This is a genomic window from Bradyrhizobium sp. SOJA106, from assembly GCF_059448745.1.
The window spans coordinates 1,454,454-1,475,111 of sequence record NZ_CM182549.1 but is presented as its reverse complement, the minus strand read 5'-3'; the positions used below and the strand labels follow the sequence as shown (position 1 = coordinate 1,475,111).

Sequence of the window (20,658 nt, the reverse complement as noted above, 5' to 3'; positions counted from 1 at the left end):
GAACAGGCAACTTTGTCTTGGCTGCTATTGACGCTCTGCGTCATGCAGATGGCGCTCGTGTCAGGGCGCACTTAGAGGAAGCGGATATTTCAGCGGCCACTTCGACATCACGCGCACGAATTACGACGATTTACCTTATTCGGGACACGAGTGAATTCCCTTCCAACGGTCCGTTGACGAAGAGATGTAAGCCGCATGCGTGCTCGGCCGTCCTGGCACACGAGCGGTAGTCCTACGTGTGGTGTCATTTATTTCCGTTAACAGCTTCCCAAGTGGTTGACCAAAATGTACGACCTTGAAACTTTGGCAGCGCTCACCGAACAACGTGAGATCGACATCGTCGGCCTCGGGCCCGAATACGCCGCGCCTTGTCCCCGTCCCGGGGACCCTCTCGCGGAGATAGCCGAGATGCACGGCGAGCAGCGCCGAACGCAAGGATGACGGACGGTCTGGGCATTGATTGTGGCCAGATGCGAGCGGCCCCTGACTAGACGGGTCGCCCGCCCGCTGGCGACGCGGCCGTAGGTGGAGCACCGATAAGCGGTGATCTTGCACGCCGCGAGAAACCGCCGCAGGCGCGCTGAGCGACGGCAAGCGCCTAGGCGATGAAGGGCCTCTGGCCGAGGCGGAGTGGCTCGAGTCGTCGTCAGTCGTGTGCGACGCCTGTCAATTTTGTCGCACACTCGCCACAGCAGCGCAAAAGTCTGCAGCCACCTGACGGATGCAGCCCATATTTGTCTTTGCCGGCCGGGCCAACGATCAGATCAAGGGCTAAATGGTGGCGGAGAGGCAGGCATTTTTATTGCAGACGTTACGATGAGCTTCGTCGTGACACGCTTCAGCCTCCACGTTGCCTCGCGAAATGGCCGTGAGGGACGGGAGCGAGCAGTGCAATGTAACAGTGCGACCTGCCTGGCCACAATTTTGGGTCGGGATCGCGCTTCAAATTAGGTCGAGGATGTCGAGGCAATCTACTCGAGAGAGGCTGGAGGCGGTCCTCGATCCCGCAGAGGAACGCTTGACGAGCCGTGCCGTGTTGGGCGCAACCATCGGCAATATTCTCGAATTCTACGACTTCGGGACCTACAGCTTTTTCGCGATACAGATCGGCCAAGCGTTCTTCCCGGCAACCGACTCGTTCGCTAGCCTCATGCTGTCACTCGCAACCTTCGGCGCAGGTTTTGTAACCAGACCGATCGGGGCCATCGTGCTCGGCTCGTATTCGGATCGGGCCGGCCGACGGCCCGCGATGACCGCCAGCTTTACCATGATGAGTGCCGCGGTTCTATTGTTAGCTATCACGCCATCGTATGAGACAATAGGACTTGCCGCCCCGTCACTGGTCGTCTTCGCACGCTTGCTGCAAGGATTTGCCCTCGGAGGTGAAGTGGGTCCGACGACCGCCTACCTGTTGGAAGTGGCCCCCGCTGAGGCCCGCGGTCTTGCTGTGTCCTTTCAGCCCGCGAGCCAACAGATAGCTGCGACCGCCGGAGCGTTGGTTGGAGAAATACTGTCGCTCACCATGACAAGCGAAGCTCTCAATGCGTACGGATGGCGGATCGCGCTGCTGCTCGGTGCCGCTACGTTGCCGTTTGGACTTTGGTTGCGGAGCGTCCTGCCCGAAACGTTGCACCGGCCCGAGGCGCCTGTTCTAGTCACCGAGCCTGGAGAGCAATCGCGTGCCGATCGCCGCATCATGTGCTTGGGATTTGTCATCTTGGCCAGTTGCACGATCACTACTTATGTTACGGGATATATGACCACCTACGCGATGAACACTCTCTACGTTTCCGCGCCGGTCGCCTTTGGTACCGCGCTCATCAGCAATGCGGTCGGAATTGCTGCAGCACTGCTGGGCGGCCTGCTCGCCGACCGCGCAGGCCGTCATCGCATCATGATATGGCCGCAGGTCACTGCATTGCTGATGACCTATCCGGTATTCTTCTGGATTGCGGAGAGCCGTAGTGCCTTCGCACTTCTAGGAGGTCTTGGCGCCCTCACCCTGATCGGAACGATTCCGTATAGCGCCTTCTACGTGAGCATGGCCGAGGGGTTGCCCAGGAACATTCGTGGTGGCGCCTTCGCGACGATTTACGCTTTTGCGATAGCGATTTTCGGTGGCACAGCTCAACCAATCGTCACCTGGCTGATCCACCTTACCGGGAGCGCACTCGTGCCCGCATGGTACATGCTTTTCGCGAGCGCGGCCGGGCTCTTTGCCATGCTCATGATGCCGGAGACGTCGCCACTCAATCACACCCAACCACAAACGAACCTTCGCCAAAACGGCCCCGCTAGGTATAGCGGGAACAATGGACATCCATGACGTCCGAAATGCGAACCATCGAACCGAAGGGCGCTATGGGAGTGGCATGGAAAAGCAATAAAAATTCGACCAGTTTTAGATCGAGCTGCGGCTCGCATCGGAACACAGCGCCGCGAATTAAAATGACTTTCCCGTTTACCCAACCTACGCCGATGCGGCGGCTGCGCCATTGGCGGTATTCACCGACTGGCTGAAAGTGACCAATCGCTTTGATGATCTTATGAGAATTAAGCTGGCGCCGCTTGCCCTGCCAGTTTAACGGTACGCGATGAGGAGGCGGCCGCTGTCGGAGCTAGCGGCCGCACGAGGCTCACCCTCGTTCACTGTTTGACTTATTTTCGGTCCTCAGTGCCGCACGCACGAGGGATCGGTCAAACAAAAGAACAGGTCGCAGATACCATCCAACGGGTCGTCCGCGCACTGAGGATATGATGTATCGGCTACCTCCACCCTGCCGGCAATTGGTTGCGCGGCAACTTTTGCAGCAAAAGGAGGCACCGCGGCCGTTGCAAGCGCGAGAGCGCTCGCCGTCACTAACACAGACTTTTTCATCCGAGAAATCGCTTCCCTAGGTTAGCCCCAACCGTCCTCGACGGGTCTATATGACGACGCTGTAGACGGTAAAATTGATTTTCTTGATCAGATCTATCTAAGGAATGGATAGTTCGGACTTCACCGTATGGCTCTTCATGATCGAACGCTCGACGGGGCTCGGAGTGGCCGATGCATGTCTCGGAGCTCTATTGTGCGAGCAAGGCTACAGGCGGCTTGCATGGTGCCGAAGATGCGCTGCCCGAACGCACGTGCGTTACGCTTGGACGCGCGATTGTTCATCACCGAGCGAGAGGACCGCGAAAATCGCTTACCGACTTTTTTTCGGCTGCGCTGCAGGCCACAAGAGAAGGCTTCGACGGAGGCGGGCCGCGGCGGCATGCTAGCGACCTGGCGGGACTGCGCTCGCCAAAGACGCGACAGTGGCGATGACGGCATCTTGGCTAGATTCATCTCCGCCAGTGAGAACAAGGCGCCAGCACAGCTGCAAGGGCTCGGAATTTCGCAAGCGATGAGACTAGCCAGCTTATCGACAGCTCAGGGTCCGAGCAGGAGGATCTCGATCCAGACAAGAGGCTCGCCTGATCAGCTCGATCCGAGGGAGGAGAATGAGCCGGCCGCCCTCAACATAGCCGTTTGAGAACCGGAATCGTGCGAATGTCTGGGCGCCATCATTGCTGCGCCGGATCAGCGAGCGCGTTCGGCGCCCTCCAGCTTGAGCCGCGCTTCATGGTCGTCCGCTTCGTCTTTTCGATGGATCGTCGTGAGATGTTTTTTTCGCGATTTCCGACTCCGTAGCGTCCCAATCCGAAACCTCAGAACCCGGCTCTCCCCTCGGGGCGCGTTGGGTCGGTCGCTCATGACGGCGACTGAACAGCAGCGACATGGCTGACCATACGCCGATATATTGGGATTGCCGGGACGGCTGGGTGCGCATTGGCAGTTGAACCGGAGCAGTTGCGACGTCACTCGGCTTGAGGCGCTCGAGGAAGAACGACGAGCCCCAGCATCTTTTGGGGGCCAAGGAGGCGTGATGCTGGGGCCGTCATAGCCTTATGCAAGAGTAGCAAACAGGCAGCGTTGTTGTGCACCGCCTGGTTCGATTCGTCAAAGCGGCTGGAATGCTCAGCCCCCTTGCACCCGGAGCATCCCCGATCTGTTGAAGCTCTGCCGAGGGTTTGCGCGCCAGTTTTCCCCGGGCAGGCAGGTGAAAGCCCTGTTACATCCGGGCCGATCGCCGCCGGCATCAGGTACATGTTTTCCATCTGCAATATTCAGCGCCTAACTTCTCGCATGGGCGCCGATGTTCGCCACAGCCCGGACTGGCAGCTTGCTTGTGGAACAACCGACAATCCTCCGGACCGCCGGCTGATACCTTGCCGTGAGGTGAGTTCTCTCCCGAGCTTCATCCTTTTGTAAGATGGGCTCGGCGCTGCTCAGGCAATCCGCCGCGCCGGTCCGGGAGGCATGAACGCTGCCACGAACGGCTCACCGCCGCAAGGGAACCAGCTCACTAGATTCCCACTCGAGCGATCTGCGTTGAAACGTGCACGGGATCGGGAAGGGGCTGCCACGGCTGGCCAGGGGCGGTGCTCAACAAGGACCTGCAGAACGCAGGCGTCAGCTTGCCGCGGTGGATCACGACGTTCTCGTAGCCCTCGGCGGCTCGAGCGTTCTGCCAATGCTGATTGTATCCGCGCTGTTCGTCGGACTTCACGTGGCATGCGGCGAATGCGCGATCGCCCAGCGTTGCCAATTGCCAGGCATAAACCGGCCGCTCGGTGTGGATGTGCACCCACATCGGCCTTGGCATTGCGCCGCTGCTAAGCGCCTTAGCCTGCAGCTTGATCTCGAATAGCTTACCTGGCTCTGCCTTCAACGCTAGCGGCGGACCTACCGAGTCCAGTTCCCCCGCCGCGCGCATCTGCTCGAGATACTCTTGCGATGGAAACGGGTAGTTCTTCCTGCAATCGCTCGTGATTGCTGCCTTTCGCTCTTTCAATGATTTCGCCTGCCCCTGCAGCTCGGACCACATCCCATTGAGCCGGACTATTTTATCGTGCACTTCGGGAACTTGCGAAGGCGTGAGCAAGCCACGTCGGCGGGGCTCCTGCAGCGCGGCCACACAGACTTCAATCTCGGCGGCCTGCATCTGGAAGTGCGTGATAACGCGGTCCAAGACGTGTTCGGCGTCCTCGGGCTTCATCTGGCGCGCCTGCGAGACCGACCTCTGCTGAACCGGCAGATCGAACTGCAGCAGCTTGTCCAATCGCTCAAGTAATCCCGCCAGTGCTTCCTTGGACGGCGGCGCCTGCCACATCTGCAGGTGATCAGTTGCAGCGGATGAGGCACGTGCTTCCTCGGTGGTGGCGAGCTTCTTGGTACCGAGATCTGAGCGCACGATAACCTTGCGCGTCGGAGCCGTAGCGGCATGGGGCCTGGCGAGGTGCGGCTCGGATGAGCTGGTCGTTGAGCTCCACTCGCCTGCAGCCGCTGCGCGCCTGCCTTTTCCTTTTTGTTTTCCTTTTTTGCGACCTGAATTGCCTTGGCTTACCGCGGCAGTATTTTCCGGCAGCGCAGCCAAAGCCGGGGGTTCAATCGTGGCTGGCGTAGTTGGCTGCAATGCCAGCAGCCGCATAACCTCGTTCGCGGTCACCCACGCCCCTTCCACGATCTCGTCTAGCAACTGCAGGGGAACTTCAGCTCCCGTTCCGATCTGCCTCAGGCTGGCAACGATGCCGCTCAGCCCGGATGCAAATTCCGAAAGCCGCTCCAGGACTCCTTCCAGAACGGCGCGATGCTCCGCGTCAAGCACTGCTCCATCGCGATACAGAACGGCCTCGCACGTGGAGACGAATGCCGGAAAAACATCCTCGACGAAGGTCCCGAGCAGACGCGCCCGCCCGCTCTCCTCCATCAAGGCATCGCGCACGTCTGGGTCGAGCGTGCTCGCTCGCGAGTCAATCAAGAGCTCCGCGAGAGCGATCCGCGCTTGCAGATACATGCACTTCGTATTGAGAGCCCAGCCGGTATGCAGTCTTAGTGCGGCCTCTTCGGCCTTGCGCATATCGGGCGTGCTGCTTGGCAAGTTGGCAGTAGCCGCGCAGACAGACTGCATCCGCTCCGAGCGCAACACCTTCTTCCCCCACCATTCCATGCAGGCTGCATAGCGTTTCGCCACGCTTTTAAACGCGCCGGCCACCTGGGCGGGCGTACCGGTGTCTTGGATCTTCGGGAGCCAGCTTAATGCTTCCTTTCTTTTGTCCTCCAGCTCGTAAATAATCCGGGTGGCCACTGCGTTACATTCTTCGCCCGCGTTCAGCGTGTCATCGCGGAGCCGGCGAGCCCGATCGTCGGGCAGAATGCGGCGCGCCAAATTGGCAGGCAAATCCGCGTAGTACTCCAGAACTGTTGAGCCTGCTTTGATGACTTGATCGATCAGCTCTTGCGCCTCTTGGAAGGTTTGGCCGTGCGGGGCCGCTCGACGGCTAGCTTCAAGCTCCTCAAACAGGCCGCCCATTTTTCGCCTTGCTGCCTTTATCTCGTCTCGGGTGGGCGCTACCACCTCCGAACTTGAGTTGTCGGTCCTGTCTGGAGGCCCAGAGCGCATCCGCTCGATGATGACATCGAAAGATTGACTGTGTCCTCCCGGGAATAGGCTGGGCTCCACGCTCGAACCGCTCACATCTCCGGTATTGCCAGCTCCTGCGGCTCCAACTTCCGATGCGCCGGCTCGGCCAATGCCTGTCATGCTTCGTCTCCGATAAAGTCGCGAATGTGCAGCCCGTCTGGATAGACCGTGTGACTGACGGCTAGCTGACCAAAACGCGTTCTTTCGAATGCACAAGAAAGCCAATGTCACCTGAAGTTCCATTCCATCGGACCTCCAATGTCGCTGAAGAGCGCGATGCGGGTAAGTGCGTCCGTGTAAGCAGCCGCGACGTAATCGCGGCTGAGGTGCCCTGGCCTCGACGCGCTCCACTACGCGCGTCGCCCCTCTGCCGTTAGCTCCGTCCACACCGACTGAGTCAAATCGTCCCCAAACGTTGGTAGCCGGGAGAAAAGTCGAGGCCTAATCGGCGAATTTTGGTCAAGCAGAAATGGCCAGCTCATAGATTGGCAGACCTTCGCTCGCCACACACGTCCTGCTAACGGTAAGAGGACTTTGACATAAGAGCTTAACAATCTAGCGGCCGTACACCGATGACGAGATGCTGAAGGTCGTTCAGAATGGATCTTTTCCTCGTCCTAACGGCTGACTCGACCTTCCGGAGATCCTCAAGCTGCATTTCACAAAAGTGCGGCGCCCATCCGGGTCCGGTGAGATCAGCTTCATAGAAACATCGCAGCGAGCACACCAGACGCACCGAGAACCAGCCCAATCAGCGAACCGGCGGTCGGCACGTCTCTGAAGAGCAGAACCGTGAGTATCGGTTCCACGACCAGGATCGCTCCCACCGATATCGCGACAATGATCCAGATATTCTTCAGATGCATGTAGCCCAGCGCGTATCCGAGAACGAGGAGGATGCCACCCAAGCATACCAGGAGAAACATCGGCCAAAGCATCGCCAGATCGCCACCGGCCTTTCCGAATTGCCTTGAGGCAATTAACTCGGCGAATATCGAAAGAGCTTCTCCAATGAAAATTGCTGCCACAGCTACAATTTTGAACATCAAGGTCATTGCCCTCTATGGTTTCGGCTATTCGAGGGTGGCCCGGAGACCTGCATCGGAGTAGCCGTTGAGGTTCAATTTTCGGCATGCCAAAGCGCTTGCGGAGACGCGCGCCTCACCTATCGCTTCTCGCAGGTCCTTCCAACCGTTTGCAGGGCCGGCAATTGGCTTCCGACATGCAGCATCTTGTTTCCGTCGATCACCCCAGCTGCGCTGCTTGCAGAAACCAAAGATGGTTCAGGGCAAGCCCGCTCCGCCGCCTGCGTGAGCAGAACAATTTGGGCCTAGGCCGCAATCCGCACGGGGAGAGCGGAATAGCCGTGCACGAAGTTAGACGCAATCCGCTCGGGTTCGCCGACAACCTCGAACCCCAATTGCGCAGACAAAATCTCTTCCCAGAGGACTCTCAACTGTAGTTCCGCAAGATGTCGACCAAGACAGCGATGGATGCCGAATCCGAACGAGAGATGCTGCCTCACATTTTTGCGGTCGATCATGAAGTTGTCGGCGTTCTCAATGATCTCTTCGTCCCTGTTACCGGAGATGTACCACATGACGACCTTGTCGCCTTTCCTGATCTGTTTTCCGCCTATGATGCTGTCGATCGCGGCGGTACGGCGCATATGTGCGATTGGCGTCTGGTACCGGATAATCTCGGACACGGCGCTTGAGATCAGCTTGGGATTGTCAATTAGCTTTCGCAGCTCGGAGGGGTATTGACTCATGAACAGGAGACCCCCGGTAATTGAGTTGCGCGTGGTGTCGTTTCCCCCAACGATCAGCAGAATCAGATTTCCGAGAAACTCGCTCGGCTCCATCTGGCGCGTGGCTGGCGAATGCGCCATCAGGGAAATCAGGTCGAGGCGCGGCTCGGCATTGATGCGCTCGTTCCAAAGCCGGGTGAAATACTCCAGGCACTCGGACAAGATGGCGCTTCGCTTGTTCCAGCTGTCGATTGCATGGTCTGCTTTCGGAGCCGTAACAGCGACGTCTGACCAATAGGTCAGCAGTCGCCGATCCTCAAATGGAAAGTCGAACAGCGTGGCGAGCATTTGCGTCGTCAACTCTATGGATACCATGTCCACCCAGTTGAAGGCCTCATTCCGCGGCAAGCCTGCGAGAATCGCCCTGACCCGAGACCGGATCAAGCTTTCGAGCTTCGTCAAGCTTTCCGGTCCGACGATCGGGTCAACGGTATTGCGCTGCTCGGCGTGCTTGGGAGGCCCCATCTTGATGAAGCTCGGAGTCCAGTGCTCGCCAGGCACGTCGACAATAGTGACACCTTGTTCGGACGAGAACGCTTTGTGGTTTGTGTCTACGGCTACGATATCCCGGTATTTCGTCACGGACCAATATGGACCATGAGCGCTGTCTTGACAGTAGTGAACGGGATCTTCCTTTCGCAACCGCTCAAAGCAAGCCCACATGCTGTCGTCTTGAAAGCGCTTGCCCTCGCTTACATCCAGCTTGCTCAGCGGGATGACACACGGATCCTCAGCTCTATAATCTTCCGATCGCCTTGTCATGATCATCTCTGCAGATTCTGCTCTCGAGAGTTTACGGCGTGGTGCGATTCGTCGCCTTCGAGCTGCCGCAGCGCTCGGCTGCGACGGGAGGCTCGACCAGGCTACCTTACAGTGCAGCTAGCCTCGCCCTACCATGTCGGGCAGTAAGGATCCCATTGACTTTCCAAGTCGATGTTCTCAATGGATCAATGAGAGCTCTCAGCGCTGGTTAAAGATGGCTATGCGCTGGAGGCAACATCAAGCCGAGTACACCTTCATAAGGTGACGCTGGCCTTGGGATACGGCCGGAACGGATAGCTTTCTCAAGGTCATGGATGAATAATCGTCCGGCTAGGACTGTTCAGGCAGATCGATCCAGATATCCGAAGGACCCTTCACGAGAGTATCTTGATCTGGAACGTAGATATTATCGAAGATCCTGAGACCATGAGCCGTTGCCGCCCCAAAAATTATGAAAGGGAGCTCGACTTGCTCCAGGTCTTCGAAGTTGTCAGCGCCGACGATTCGAACAAAATCGAGTTTAAAGTGCCGGAACTTGATCTTAGATGTGGCGGACGCGACCAGATCCTTCACACTAGATATCCCTTGCGCGATCTCTTTCCTCGAATGGTCGAGTGCCGTGAAAAGGCAAGACAGCTCATCAAGCTCGGAACGGCTAAATCGCCTCAAACGCGACGAAATGGGCACTCCGTTCTTGTATCTCACGGTCGGCACAAACCTTATCTCGCAATCCAGAAGGAGATCTGCGACGGCGCGCTTCACCAGGATCGCCTGACCGATATCTTTGAGGCCGAAGTAGCTGCGAGTCGGCCTTGCATAGCAGATCCAGCGGATTGCCCCGGTAACGGCTTCCTTTAAATAGGCCTCGGGCCCCCCTAGACGCAAATGACAGTCGCCTTGCGATACAAAGGTTCGATAGCCGGGCGGGAACATTTCGGTGTCGTTGGAGGACATTACGGCAGTTGCTCCCGAACGCAATGCAAGTCCAATATCCTCGTCCAAATTGAAGTCGTAGCTCCCACCCGGTCTAAGCTGGATCTTGTTCGGGTACACTGTGACGATCGCGACGTCATTTTCCGATGCCGCCCGTCTGATCAGTTCTGCATGCCCAAGATGCAGGGCGCCGAGAGTATGTACCGTCCCGATGGTCTGCCCTGTTCTCGCCACCTCCCGGATGAACGCTTTACCTGCGGAAAGACATGCCAAATGCATTTTCTACTCCAGTCTCTTTGAACGCCAAAAGATCGTCGGTCGGATCGCACAGAAGGTCTGCCCCGCCTCTCGGATCCGCCGGCGATGCCAAGGAGCCCCATAGCGCTTAAGCGCTCGCTCACAGCTCGAACGACCGCCCAGACCTGTCCTAAGCTCGCCGACACTGCATTCCCTTCGATTTTGCAGTCTCCGAAGCCGTCAGGTAGACCCTTCTCGACCCCGTCTGATCAACGATGAGAATTCAGTCAGATAGCTTAATGGCTCGCGTGGCTGATCCTCCTTCAGAGCGGCCTGTAGGCCCGGACATCGGTCTGCAAAGAACGGTGGCTCGAATGTGGTTATCTTAGCGCCCGAAAAGTCCACCTTTACGAAGCTGGCCTGGAACGGCGACATCCCACTCAGGTTCGCCTCGCGCAAGGACGATTGGTTCATGCGAACGTACGCGGCCCGCGATGCCTCCAGATTGGTTCTCGTCATTCCTGCGGCGAGATATGCCTGAACGAGATTCGATCCTTCGAGATTTGCCTCATCCAGTGCCATTGACTGCGGGGGATCACCGGTGATCATCGACCTGTAAAGGTAAGCATTGGATAGGTCTGCGCGTTCGAGATCGCAGTCGCGCACAAAGCTAGAGCGGCCACGAAAACCCAATAATTTGGCGGCTCGCATTGTGCTCTCTGTTATAGAAATGCATTCGCCTGATACCAGAGACAGGTCCGCTCCGTCGAGCTCGCAGGAATGAATGGATGCACCGTTGAGCACGGCACCGACGAGGTTTGCGTTGGACAAGCTTACGGACAAAAGCCGCGCCTCGGTCAGGTCCGTCTGCTCAAGCTCCGCATTTGGAAGATTTGACAAGTGAATATCAGCAGATGGTGCGCACATGCCTCTCGCTGCGATGCGGCCGCTTACTTTTGAGAGTCTCAGATACGGAAGATGAGCGCCTTCCAGGACAAGACCATCAATCGAGGTGGGACGCACAATCGATAAACAGTTCCCCTTTGACTGGAAGAACGAGCAAGACGCCAGATGTGATTTCGTGATCGTGAGTTGGCTCAGCTTGGCAAAGCGGAAGGAAGCGGAAGGAAGGAAACATTCATTAATGGTCGAACCCTGTAGCTCCGCGCCATCGAATACAGCATCACTCGCGTCGCATTGGTAAGCGAGAAGCCCGCTGAGCATGGCGTTATCAAAGCGTGTCCTTTTCATGCTGCAACCGTGAAACAGGCTGCCTGTTGCGTCAATTACATTGCGCAGACTGGCATCGTCGAAGTCGCAGACCTGCGCTGCAATCGCATGCATATACGCAAAATCGAGCTTGGCCCCGCGGAAACTTGCCCTCTCTAGCCCCGGACAGATGAGATTCGCGCCAGAAAGGTCTGCCCGATCCAACTTTGCTCCGTAGAGCTGCGCACGATTGAGGGTACAGCGTCGCAACGGGAACTCTGACAAGTCGTGACCGTTAAAGTTCTCGGACGATAGCTGCAAGCCAATCCCGGTCCTTCTGATCGCCTCTTCGGTTCGCCTCCCAACCGCAGCCACCGCGCGCAGCCGATCGGCAGCTCGGCTCCAGTACCGAACAAAGTCGCCATCTGATGAAAGATTGTGTTTCGGATCTGACCAGTGCTCTGCTTCTTCATTCGCGGTGCACTCGCTATCAGGGCCGATCGTTTGCGACATGACGATTCCGTATTGCCCGGATTACGGGGGGCCTGTTATCGACCTCTTTTGCTCCGCCTTGGAGGTACGCTATGCGACCTGTGGCGAACTCGTCGGCGAAATGACGACACGATGCCTCGATGAGGCGCCTATTGTGTCGGTGACCTCCGCAGCCGGTACGCTTGAGCACGTCAGCCGAATTCTAGTCATGCGCTCCCACCGCCGCGCGCTCAGATTGTTCACCGAGTCCGGCAACGTTGACGACGCAATCGTCTTTTGACATTGCCGATATGGCCAGACGTTGCGATTTGTCTCGTCGGCTCTTCTAGGCAAATCCAATTCGCTCTCCATCAAACCGAATGCGAAAACTTCAGGGCCCTTCTTGTTTTTCAGAATGGACCCACGGGTTACGGGCGGAAACGTGATTGTTCACAGGGCTGAAGTAGGCCCCTATTCGGCGTTACCTCATTTCCGATAGCAATGACCGTGCCAGCCGCATCAGTCGCAATTAACGGCTGAACAGGCGTCATGAAATCAATATTGACGCCGAATGTTTTGAACCTGACAAACACTCTCTCGTTGTCAGGGACCGCACCATGATGGCCGAGGCTATCGTGAAAGCGAAGATTGCGAGCTCGTCTGCAGGAGCGCAAGAGCCGCCCGTCCTTTGCGAGCACGCAATCCGCGCCGACCGGTCCATCTAGCGGGAACCCGTGCCACAGACTGTCCTGTTCGAGCGGTGAACGAGCGCGTAATCGTGACCAACTCGGCGCGCAAAGGCGAATGCTCCGCGATCGGAGATAGACCATAAAGGATTGGATTCGAAGGCGTTCATGCGATGCCTTCTTCGAGGATCGTAGCTGGATGATCTATCTGGTGGTCGCGCGCAAGACGCGGCATGGCGGCGATAAGGCTCTTGGTATATTCAGACTGTGGATTGCGAAATATCTCTTCAGTGGCGCCACTATCGACGATTCTCCCCCGGCGCATAACTATGACGCGATCGCTGATGTGACGAACAACACTGAGATCATGCGAGATGAAGAGATAACTTACGCCGACGTGGTCCTTCAGATAGCCGAGCAGGTCCAAGACCTGGGCCTGGATCGAGACGTCGAGCGCCGAAACCGGCTCATCGCAGACGATGACGGCAGGATTTGGTGCGATCGCGCGGGCGATCGCGACGCGCTGGCGCTGACCGCCCGAGAGCTCGAGCGGTCGTCGGTCCAGCAGGGCCTGGGATAGCCCGACCAGATCGAGCAGCTCGATAACGCGCTCCTGCCGCTTGCCCCGTGTCTCAACGTCGCTCGAAAGGCTGTCGGATATGATGCGTCCGACAGTCCAACGTGGATCAAACGAGCCAAGAGGATCCTGGTAAATGATCGATAGTGACCGCCGCCGAGCCCGCCGGTCGCGCTCGGCGAGCGCGGTCCAAGGCCGGCCTGCAAACTGAACGGCTCCCTCGTCAGGCTCCTCGAGCGCCAGGACCATGCGCGCCATCGTTGACTTTCCTGATCCGGACTCACCTACGATGCCCAAAGTCTCGCCGGATCGCAGTTCGAAGGAGACGCCGTCCACAGCCGTCCGTGAAGTGCCATCCGGGCCCTTGAAGCGCTTCACCAGACTTGTCGCTTCGAGCAGGATGGGACGAGATTTCGGTGGCGATTGCACGGCTAGCTGCGTTTGCCGGGCAGGCGAACGCACAATCGCCGATGGTGAGAGGCGTGAGCCGCGCGGCCGGCCTGATGGCACGGCGTCCAGGAGCTGCTTAGTATAGGGGTGCTCCGGGTCTTTGAATATTTGGCCGGCGTTACCGCGTTCAACGACCTCGCCTTCTCGCATGACGAGGATCTCATCCGCCACGCGGGAGACCACTGCCAGATCGTGACTGATCAGGATCAGAGCCTTGCCCCTCGTTTTGGTCTCCTCAAGGAGTGACAGCACATGGGCTTGCGCCGTCACATCGAGAGCGGTCGTCGGCTCGTCGGCGATCAGGATGCGGGGATCGAGCGCAAGTGCCGAAGCGATAAGAGCTCGTTGACGCTGGCCGCCGGATAATTGATGCGGCAGCTGCTCGGCCTTGATCTCGGGGTCAGGGACACCGACGAGCTTAAGGAGAGCAATGACGCGCTGCGCGAGCTCCTCGCGCGATGATACCGCACCGTGGAGGAGCAAGCCCTCACCAATCTCTTTGCCGATCCGGCGAAGCGGGTCAAGCGAGACGAGTGCATCCTGTAATACAAAGCCAATCTCGTTGCCGCGGATGCGTCGCCAGGCACGATCGCTAAGACCCATCAGGTCCTTCCCGTCGAAGCTTAGCTGGCGTGCATGAACATTGGCGTAGCGACCAGCGAGGCCTATCAGAGTCCGCGCAGTCACGCTCTTGCCCGAGCCGGATTCACCGACAATCGCAAGACACCGTCCCGGTCGGAGGGAGAAGGATATACTGCGCACAACCGCCTTCTCGTCGATGGCGCAACCGAAGGAAACACGCAGCGAATCGACCGTGAGGAGGTCTGGCTGCTGCGGGACAGGCTGGGGGCGGCCCTGCGACATTCACGTTTTTCCTTCCAGACGGTCCTGTAGATGACGCCCAATGATGGTGAGGCTGAGGGCAAACGCCGTAACTGCCAGACCGGGTATGATCTCCAGCCACCAGGCGTAGATTACATAGTTGCGCCCGGCGTTGAGCAGCGCGCCCCATTCAGGCGCCGGGGGAGCGACGCCGAGTCCCAGAAAAGCAAGACCGGAAGCCCATATAATCGCCTGACCTACACCGATCGTCATCATCGCCGTCAGCGGGTTCATGGCGTTGGGAAGAATATGCCTCCAGACAATACGGGGAAATGGATGGCCCAGCACCTTAGCGGCCTCCACATACGCTGTCCCCTTGATGGCAAGCATCTGGCCCCTGATCATGCGCGCATACCCTGGCGCCGTGCCGATTCCGACAGCTATGACCTCAGTCAATACCGACGGCCCAAAAACGGTCACGAACACAAGGGCGAGCAGGAGCGTGGGAATTGCGAAGAGCACGTCGACAATCCGGCTCAGGATGCTGTCGCATACGCCACCAGAAAGTGCGGCGGTGACGCCGAAAACGATCGCAATGGACATGCTCAGCGCCGTCGCGCCTAGTCCAATAGCCAGGGATTGGCCTGCCCCCTCGACTACTCGAGAGTAAAGATCTCGACCCAATTGATCAGTTCCCAACCAATGGGCGATCGACGGAGACTGCAATGACGATTTCAAATCAATAGCCAGCGGATCATGCGTCTGCAGCACCTTTGGCGCCACAGCCGCGAGGGCAAAGAGGCCAATGATGCTGAGACAGGCGGCAACTCGGAACGGCACATGGCGGACGATTGCCAGGACCTCTTTGAGCGACCGAGACACGGTGGCTTCGGCGAACATGCTCATGTCAACTTGATCCTCGGATCGACCACCTGGTAAGTCAGATCGACAATCAAACTAACAAGAACGAACAGGCCCGCAGAGATCAAAACAGCTCCCGAGACAATCGGAACGTCTCGCGAGGACGTTGCAGCAACAAGGACTCCACCTAGGCCTTGACGGGCGAAAACCACCTCGATCAAAATCGCGCCCGAAAGCAGTTTTCCGAGCGCCCAACCTGATAAAGTAATGCCAGGCAATGCGGCATGGCGGAGGACATGGCGAAGCCTGACGCCAAAATCACTCATGCCTCGGGCCCGAGCGGATGCAACGAACGGCTGCTCGAGCACGCGCGTGAACTCGTTCTGAACGACTTGTCCGAAAAAGCCCGATAATTCAAGAGCCAACGCAAGTGTCGGCAGAATGAGCCCGGCCGGAGAATTTCCACCGATGACCGGAAAAATGCGCAGCTTTACCGCAAAAACAACCAGCAGAATTGTGGCCAGCCAATAGGGCGGCGCGGTTGCAAAAAAGACCTGCGTGTCATTGAGCAACGTCGCCCAAATGTTGTCTCTGCCGGCGACGAACAAGGTCGTCAGGATTGCGATAATCCATGCGAACAGCAGCGCGGTGACCGCCAGAATGATGGTTGGGCCAATCTGTTCGGCGATGATCCCTGCGACAGGCCGATGCTGCTGGTATGACTCGCCAAGGTCTCCATGCAGGATTCGCAGTATGTATTTTCCGTACTGAATCGCGAGCGGTTGATCAAATCCGTATTTCGCATTGATCGCCGCAAGTTCTGCCGACGACGCCAGTCCGACGTTGCCGCTTGTCGCATTGATGATGATCTGGGCGCGGTCCCCAGGGAGCACACATTGAATCAAGAACGCGAAGGTTGCGGCAGCCCACACCACGACCACACCGGAGAATATCCGGCGCGCGAACCAAACAATGGGATGATGGGCTACTATCTTCACGGCGTCACTTCCCATCATCGAAATGAGCGTCATAGAAAACGGGTTCGCCAACGGAGCCGCGGTCCAGCCACACGTCTTTGAGGTTCGCCTTGGTCGCCAACGTTACGTCCAGCACCGTGAGGCCAATCACAGGAGCCTCATCCACGATCTTCCGTTCCGCCTGCTGATAGAGGGCGGTACGTTGCGCCCCATTGAGTTCCTGCTCTGCCCTTTGAATGACGTCCCAAAGCGTCAGATCTTGATAGCGTGAGGGATTGAAGCGATTAGTCTCGCCCTTCTGATCGGGCTTCCACGAGATCCGGAATATCTCCGCGCCGGGGGCAACCCAATAGAGGAGAACAATCTCATAATCGTCGGGTCCGAGGTTTTTTCCTGCGAAGAAATCAGCTGGATTGGTAGGCTGAAGACGTACGTCAAAACCGGCCGCTCTTGCCTGCTGCTGGATAACTTGCAAGGCTTGCTCGCCATCTGGCTTCAGAAAAGCGTTCGAATAGGACACGCGCACGATGAGCGGGTTGCCATTCTTAACACGAACGCCGCTAGGATTACGCTCGGTCCAACCCGCCTGATCGAGCAATTGATTGGCTTTCCGAATATCGTACGTATACGACTGCCCGAGCTCGCGCAGGTATTCCGGCGAGCTCTGACTCAGCGCACCGTTGCCTTCAAACGGCAAAGAGCCAAGGAATGATGTGTCGACTGCGGCCTTCCGGTCCGTAGAATAGGCAAACGCCTTGCGGACGAGCACATCGTCAAATGGGGGCCGTGCCGTATACAACGCAAGGCGCAGCGGGGTACCGCCAGTAATGTGCCGCAATACTGGAAAACGGGAATTGGCCTCCTTCCATGCGATAGCTGGGATATCGTATATGGCATCGGTCTCGCCCGCGATGAACGAGCCGTACCGGACGGTCTGATCTGGCAGGAACTTCCAGCTGATTCCGTCAATGTAAGCCGGCCCTTGATGTTTCGCGGTGGCCGGCGCCGAGTTGTAGTCGGGATTGCGACGGAAGGTGACCTCCCGTCCATGACGCCATTTGTCGACAATGAATGGACCTGAGCCGACTGGGTTCTCGCAGTTCACCGCAAGTCCGCGTTTGAGCGCGGATGGTGAGAGAATGCCTTGTGAGGATTGAGCAAACACGTTCAGCAAGGGTTGAAATGGCACCTTCAAGGTCACCTGTAACCTCAGAGGAGCGATTGCACTTGCCGATTCGAAGCTATCGCTAAGATACGGAGCAGCAGTCGGATTACGCAGATCAGGGTCGTTGCTGAGCCATCCGTTGATATTGTCCGCGATGGCCTGCGCATCCAGAGAAGTGCCATCCGTGAACTTCACATTCGGCTTTATCTCGAATGTGTATATCTTCTTGTCATCGGAAATTGTCCATGACTCGGCCAGCCATGGCACAATCTTGCCATCCTCGCTGCGGGCGACCAGATTATCGCTGTACTGGCGTTGCAGATACCATTGCTGTACCCATCCTCCGAAGAGGCACGTCGGCTCTTGAAAGTGCCCGTAACGAACAACGCCTCCTCGCTTTACGCTGCCGGCTACCCCTTCTTGAGCATGAATACTTGACGGCAGTTGCAACAGGCCCATGAGCACGAGAAGGGTTGCCTTCACGGTTCTTGCTGGATAGCTCGACTTTCCAGTGAATCGCCTCGTTGACCGCGCATTCGACAAATGCATATCCAGTCTCCAAATCATTTGATGTTGAGGAAGCGTCATAGCGCTGAGCTCGCTGTGGCTCATGCCGGCCCGAAAGGAATGGAAAGACCGAAATGCTCTCGCAGCGTCTGCCCTCGATATTCTTTTCGAAAGAGCCCGCGCTTCTGCAGGATGGGCACCACATTGTCGACAAACGCTGAAGTGCCATCTTGCAGCACGTCCGGAATGATGTTGAAACCATCAACCGCGCCAGCGCGGAACCATGCCTCAATCGAGTCCGCGATCTGTTCGGGCGCACCCACGAGCAAGCGGTGGCCAAACGCTTGAACGCTGCTAATGATTTCGCGAACCGTCCGACCTTGACGCGCCAGAGTCTCAATCGTGCGATGGTGACCGACAGAAAACGGAACATCATCTGCAGCAGGCAAAATCTCCTCCGGGATTGGCCTTTCGAGGCTGAGCTTCTCGACCGGCACGGCCATGCTTCGTGCAAGAGCGACGATGGCGCGCTCCATATCGAGGAGCCCGTCAAGGTTTTGCTTGCGACGAGCCGCTTCTTCCTCGGTGCCCCCGATACAAGTGACAAGGCCTGGCAGGATGAGCGGGGCCGCAGGGCGGCCGAATTGCCGAGAAAGAGCGCGCAGGCGCTCTGCCTCCTGCAGAGCCGTTGACAAGTCCCCGGCTGCCGCAAACACGACATCTGCACTGCGGGCACCAAGCTGTAATCCGGGATCCGAACCGCCGGCCTGAACGATGACTGGGTGGCCTTGGGATGAAGCGGGATGCGTAAGTGGGCCGCGGATGCCGAAGCTATTGGTAGCGGGATCGAGCAGGCGGAATTGGCTCTGATCTGCGTAAACACCCGCAGCCTGATCGGCGATGACCATCTCGCCGCTCCAGCTCAGCCAGAGAGCACGGACCGTTTCAACGAAGTCCTCGGCACGTCTGTAGCGATCTGCTCGCCCAACCTCTCGACCGCCAAAGTTCGCAACTGTCGCCGGACTCGACGTCGTGACCGCGTTCCACGCAACGCGCCCGCGGCTGATGACATCGAGCGATTGGAAGCGCCGGGCAAGATTGTATGGCTCGTTGTAGGTAGTCGACGCTGTCGCAATCAGACCAATCCGTTCCGTTTCACGTGCAATCACAGCGAGAACCAGCGTCGGTTCGAGCCCATTAAGCGGCGGCTGGTGCGTGATGTCGGAACTTATCGCGGGGGTATCGGCGAGGAATACAGCATCCAGCAGACCATGCTCCGCAATCTTCGCAGCGCTGACGTAGTGCTCGATGTCGAAAAAGGCGCTTGGATTTGTGCCCGGCCAGCGCCATGCGGCGGAATGACCACCGGCACCATGAAGATTTAAGCCAAGATGAAGCATGGAGTTACCCGAAGACATAACAGCCCCTCATGCGGCGGCATCTGAGCTGCTTGGCAGGCCTTGTAGACGAGTTGATCTCGGCCGCCAGCCTGCGCTTTCGCGCAAGCGTACCTTGCATGTGCTCCGGGCAGCCAATTTGAGGGATAGACAACCAACAGCCGGCTGATGTGAGAAGAATGTCACCAAAGAAGCTTTTGCTAGATCTTGCGATCTTCTCCGAGCGGGCGCGGCCGAGAAGAGCTTCGACCACGCTGGTTGCCGATTGACGCCGACGTGACAGCTTGTCTCCAGCGGCGGGTTGCTTCCACACGAGTACATTCACATCGGCTCTCCAGAATTCATCAAGAAGCCAGCTTCTTTTCAGGAAGATGTTTTGGATGGGATTCGCGATCGAAACGTTTGGACTCCCGACCGAGCGAGCAATGATCACGCTAGAGGATCTTTAGAGGTCCAGACCGTGCAAACGCAATAGTTGAGTATTTCAATCTACTATCGTCCCTTGGCATCCTCTTCTATTGCCGTGTCTAACCTTCCCTCGCTTAATCCCAAGCGTTCTCTGATCAGGCCCACCGAACACGCGCTGCGTAATTGCAGCGACTGCAATTGGGAGCGCCGGCGCGACGCAAAAGAGATGACTCGATGGGCTCGAGAACACACGGCAGTATTGGAGCGACACAATTGGTCGACCGCTTGCTGCCGCGCTGCAAAGTGACATCCGATCAATAAGGCGCCGCCAAGCCCAACATCTAATAATGTGATGAACCATTCTAGATTATAGATGCCGCGTTACGGCAACGCTTCGAAGCTGCGCTGGATTCGAAGATGCTGGAGCGTCGTTAATTCTCGCGCGCGCGGCGCATGTCCTCGCGTACGCTACGGGCGTGATGACGCACCGCCAATTTGCCAAGAACGCCCGTCTTCACGGCCCCGCGAGCGCACCGATGTGTGCACGGGACTCAGCTATCTTGGGCGCAGCCGCCTTTGAGCATCAAGAAGCGCGGCGGCATCAACGTCGACGAAATCACCCAGCTGGATATCGGACCGCGTCCCTTACCGGCACATGGGAGTGGACGCCTCTTGGGATGGATCGTTCGTGGTCTTGTCACGTCTGGTTGGCAACTCAACGTCTCGCGGCGGAGGCCCGGGTTGAAATTGCATCGAGCGGGTCGTGTTTTGCGACCAGCCTTCACCGCGCCCGCGCGACTTCTCGTCCCAAACAGCAGTCAACAAAGCACAGTGAGCTTCACGCCAGACCGGCGCAATCACAAGCCCGATGGCTGCG

Annotated in this window: 11 protein-coding genes; 1 reads left to right on the top strand and 10 read right to left on the bottom strand. The window is 57.8% G+C overall.

What is annotated here, in order from left to right; all coding sequences use genetic code 11:
- Nucleotides 1-958: 958 nt before the first annotated feature.
- On the top strand, nt 959-2,326 hold the full coding sequence (locus AC5V87_RS06820) for an MFS transporter (RefSeq protein ID WP_495370374.1): 1,368 nt from the start codon (nt 959-961) through the stop codon (nt 2,324-2,326).
- A 2,065-nt stretch (nt 2,327-4,391) separates the two neighbouring features.
- On the opposite strand, the gene AC5V87_RS06815 is transcribed toward AC5V87_RS06820, so the two are convergent.
- The 10 genes from AC5V87_RS06815 to AC5V87_RS06770 form a co-directional block, all read right to left on the bottom strand.
- Nucleotides 4,392-6,629, bottom strand: coding sequence for a T3SS effector XopP-like protein (locus AC5V87_RS06815; RefSeq protein ID WP_495370373.1), 2,238 nt, complete (start codon nt 6,627-6,629; stop codon nt 4,392-4,394).
- A gap of 581 nt (nt 6,630-7,210) precedes the next feature.
- Nucleotides 7,211-7,564: a hypothetical protein gene (locus tag AC5V87_RS06810; protein WP_495370372.1), complete on the bottom strand. Its 354-nt coding sequence runs from the start codon at nt 7,562-7,564 to the stop codon at nt 7,211-7,213.
- Nucleotides 7,565-7,839: 275 nt separating this feature from the next.
- On the bottom strand, nt 7,840-9,081 hold the full coding sequence (locus AC5V87_RS06805) for a cytochrome P450 (protein WP_495370371.1): 1,242 nt from the start codon (nt 9,079-9,081) through the stop codon (nt 7,840-7,842).
- Between the two features lie 330 nt (nt 9,082-9,411).
- Nucleotides 9,412-10,293, bottom strand: a complete 882-nt coding sequence (locus AC5V87_RS06800; RefSeq protein WP_495370370.1) for a pantoate--beta-alanine ligase — start codon at nt 10,291-10,293, stop codon at nt 9,412-9,414.
- A 198-nt stretch (nt 10,294-10,491) separates the two neighbouring features.
- Nucleotides 10,492-11,973 (bottom strand): pentapeptide repeat-containing protein, encoded by a 1,482-nt coding sequence (locus AC5V87_RS06795; RefSeq protein WP_495370369.1) that lies wholly within the window; start codon nt 11,971-11,973, stop codon nt 10,492-10,494.
- Nucleotides 11,974-12,783: 810 nt separating this feature from the next.
- On the bottom strand, nt 12,784-14,508 hold the full coding sequence (locus AC5V87_RS06790) for a dipeptide ABC transporter ATP-binding protein (protein ID WP_495370368.1): 1,725 nt from the start codon (nt 14,506-14,508) through the stop codon (nt 12,784-12,786).
- Entirely contained in the window at nt 14,509-15,372 is an 864-nt protein-coding gene (locus AC5V87_RS06785; RefSeq protein ID WP_495370367.1) for an ABC transporter permease, read from the bottom strand.
- Nucleotides 15,369-16,358 carry an ABC transporter permease gene (locus tag AC5V87_RS06780; RefSeq protein WP_495370366.1) on the bottom strand — a complete coding sequence of 330 codons (990 nt, stop codon included), beginning with the start codon at nt 16,356-16,358 and terminating at the stop codon, nt 15,369-15,371. The genes AC5V87_RS06785 and AC5V87_RS06780 overlap by 4 nt, the downstream gene beginning before the upstream one ends.
- Nucleotides 16,330-18,018, bottom strand: coding sequence for an ABC transporter substrate-binding protein (locus AC5V87_RS06775; RefSeq protein ID WP_495370365.1), 1,689 nt, complete (start codon nt 18,016-18,018; stop codon nt 16,330-16,332). Before AC5V87_RS06775 ends, AC5V87_RS06780 begins: the two co-directional genes overlap by 29 nt.
- A gap of 59 nt (nt 18,019-18,077) precedes the next feature.
- Complete coding sequence (locus tag AC5V87_RS06770; RefSeq protein ID WP_495370364.1) at nt 18,078-19,376, bottom strand: NtaA/DmoA family FMN-dependent monooxygenase; 1,299 nt, start codon at nt 19,374-19,376, stop codon at nt 18,078-18,080.
- Between the last annotated feature and the right edge of the window lie 1,282 nt (nt 19,377-20,658).

Excerpts from the sequence above, each read along its gene's own strand:
- AC5V87_RS06820 (WP_495370374.1), top strand. The coding sequence starts at position 959 with ATGTCGAGGCAATCTACTCGAGAGAGGCTGGAGGCGGTCCTCGATCCC.
- AC5V87_RS06815 (WP_495370373.1), bottom strand. The coding sequence starts at position 6,629 with ATGACAGGCATTGGCCGAGCCGGCGCATCGGAAGTTGGAGCCGCAGGA.
- AC5V87_RS06810 (WP_495370372.1), bottom strand. The coding sequence starts at position 7,564 with ATGACCTTGATGTTCAAAATTGTAGCTGTGGCAGCAATTTTCATTGGA.
- AC5V87_RS06805 (WP_495370371.1), bottom strand. The coding sequence starts at position 9,081 with ATGACAAGGCGATCGGAAGATTATAGAGCTGAGGATCCGTGTGTCATC.
- AC5V87_RS06800 (WP_495370370.1), bottom strand. The coding sequence starts at position 10,293 with ATGCATTTGGCATGTCTTTCCGCAGGTAAAGCGTTCATCCGGGAGGTG.
- AC5V87_RS06795 (WP_495370369.1), bottom strand. The coding sequence starts at position 11,973 with ATGTCGCAAACGATCGGCCCTGATAGCGAGTGCACCGCGAATGAAGAA.
- AC5V87_RS06790 (WP_495370368.1), bottom strand. The coding sequence starts at position 14,508 with ATGTCGCAGGGCCGCCCCCAGCCTGTCCCGCAGCAGCCAGACCTCCTC.
- AC5V87_RS06785 (WP_495370367.1), bottom strand. The coding sequence starts at position 15,372 with ATGAGCATGTTCGCCGAAGCCACCGTGTCTCGGTCGCTCAAAGAGGTC.
- AC5V87_RS06780 (WP_495370366.1), bottom strand. The coding sequence starts at position 16,358 with ATGACGCTCATTTCGATGATGGGAAGTGACGCCGTGAAGATAGTAGCC.
- AC5V87_RS06775 (WP_495370365.1), bottom strand. The coding sequence starts at position 18,018 with ATGCATTTGTCGAATGCGCGGTCAACGAGGCGATTCACTGGAAAGTCG.
- AC5V87_RS06770 (WP_495370364.1), bottom strand. The coding sequence starts at position 19,376 with ATGCTTCATCTTGGCTTAAATCTTCATGGTGCCGGTGGTCATTCCGCC.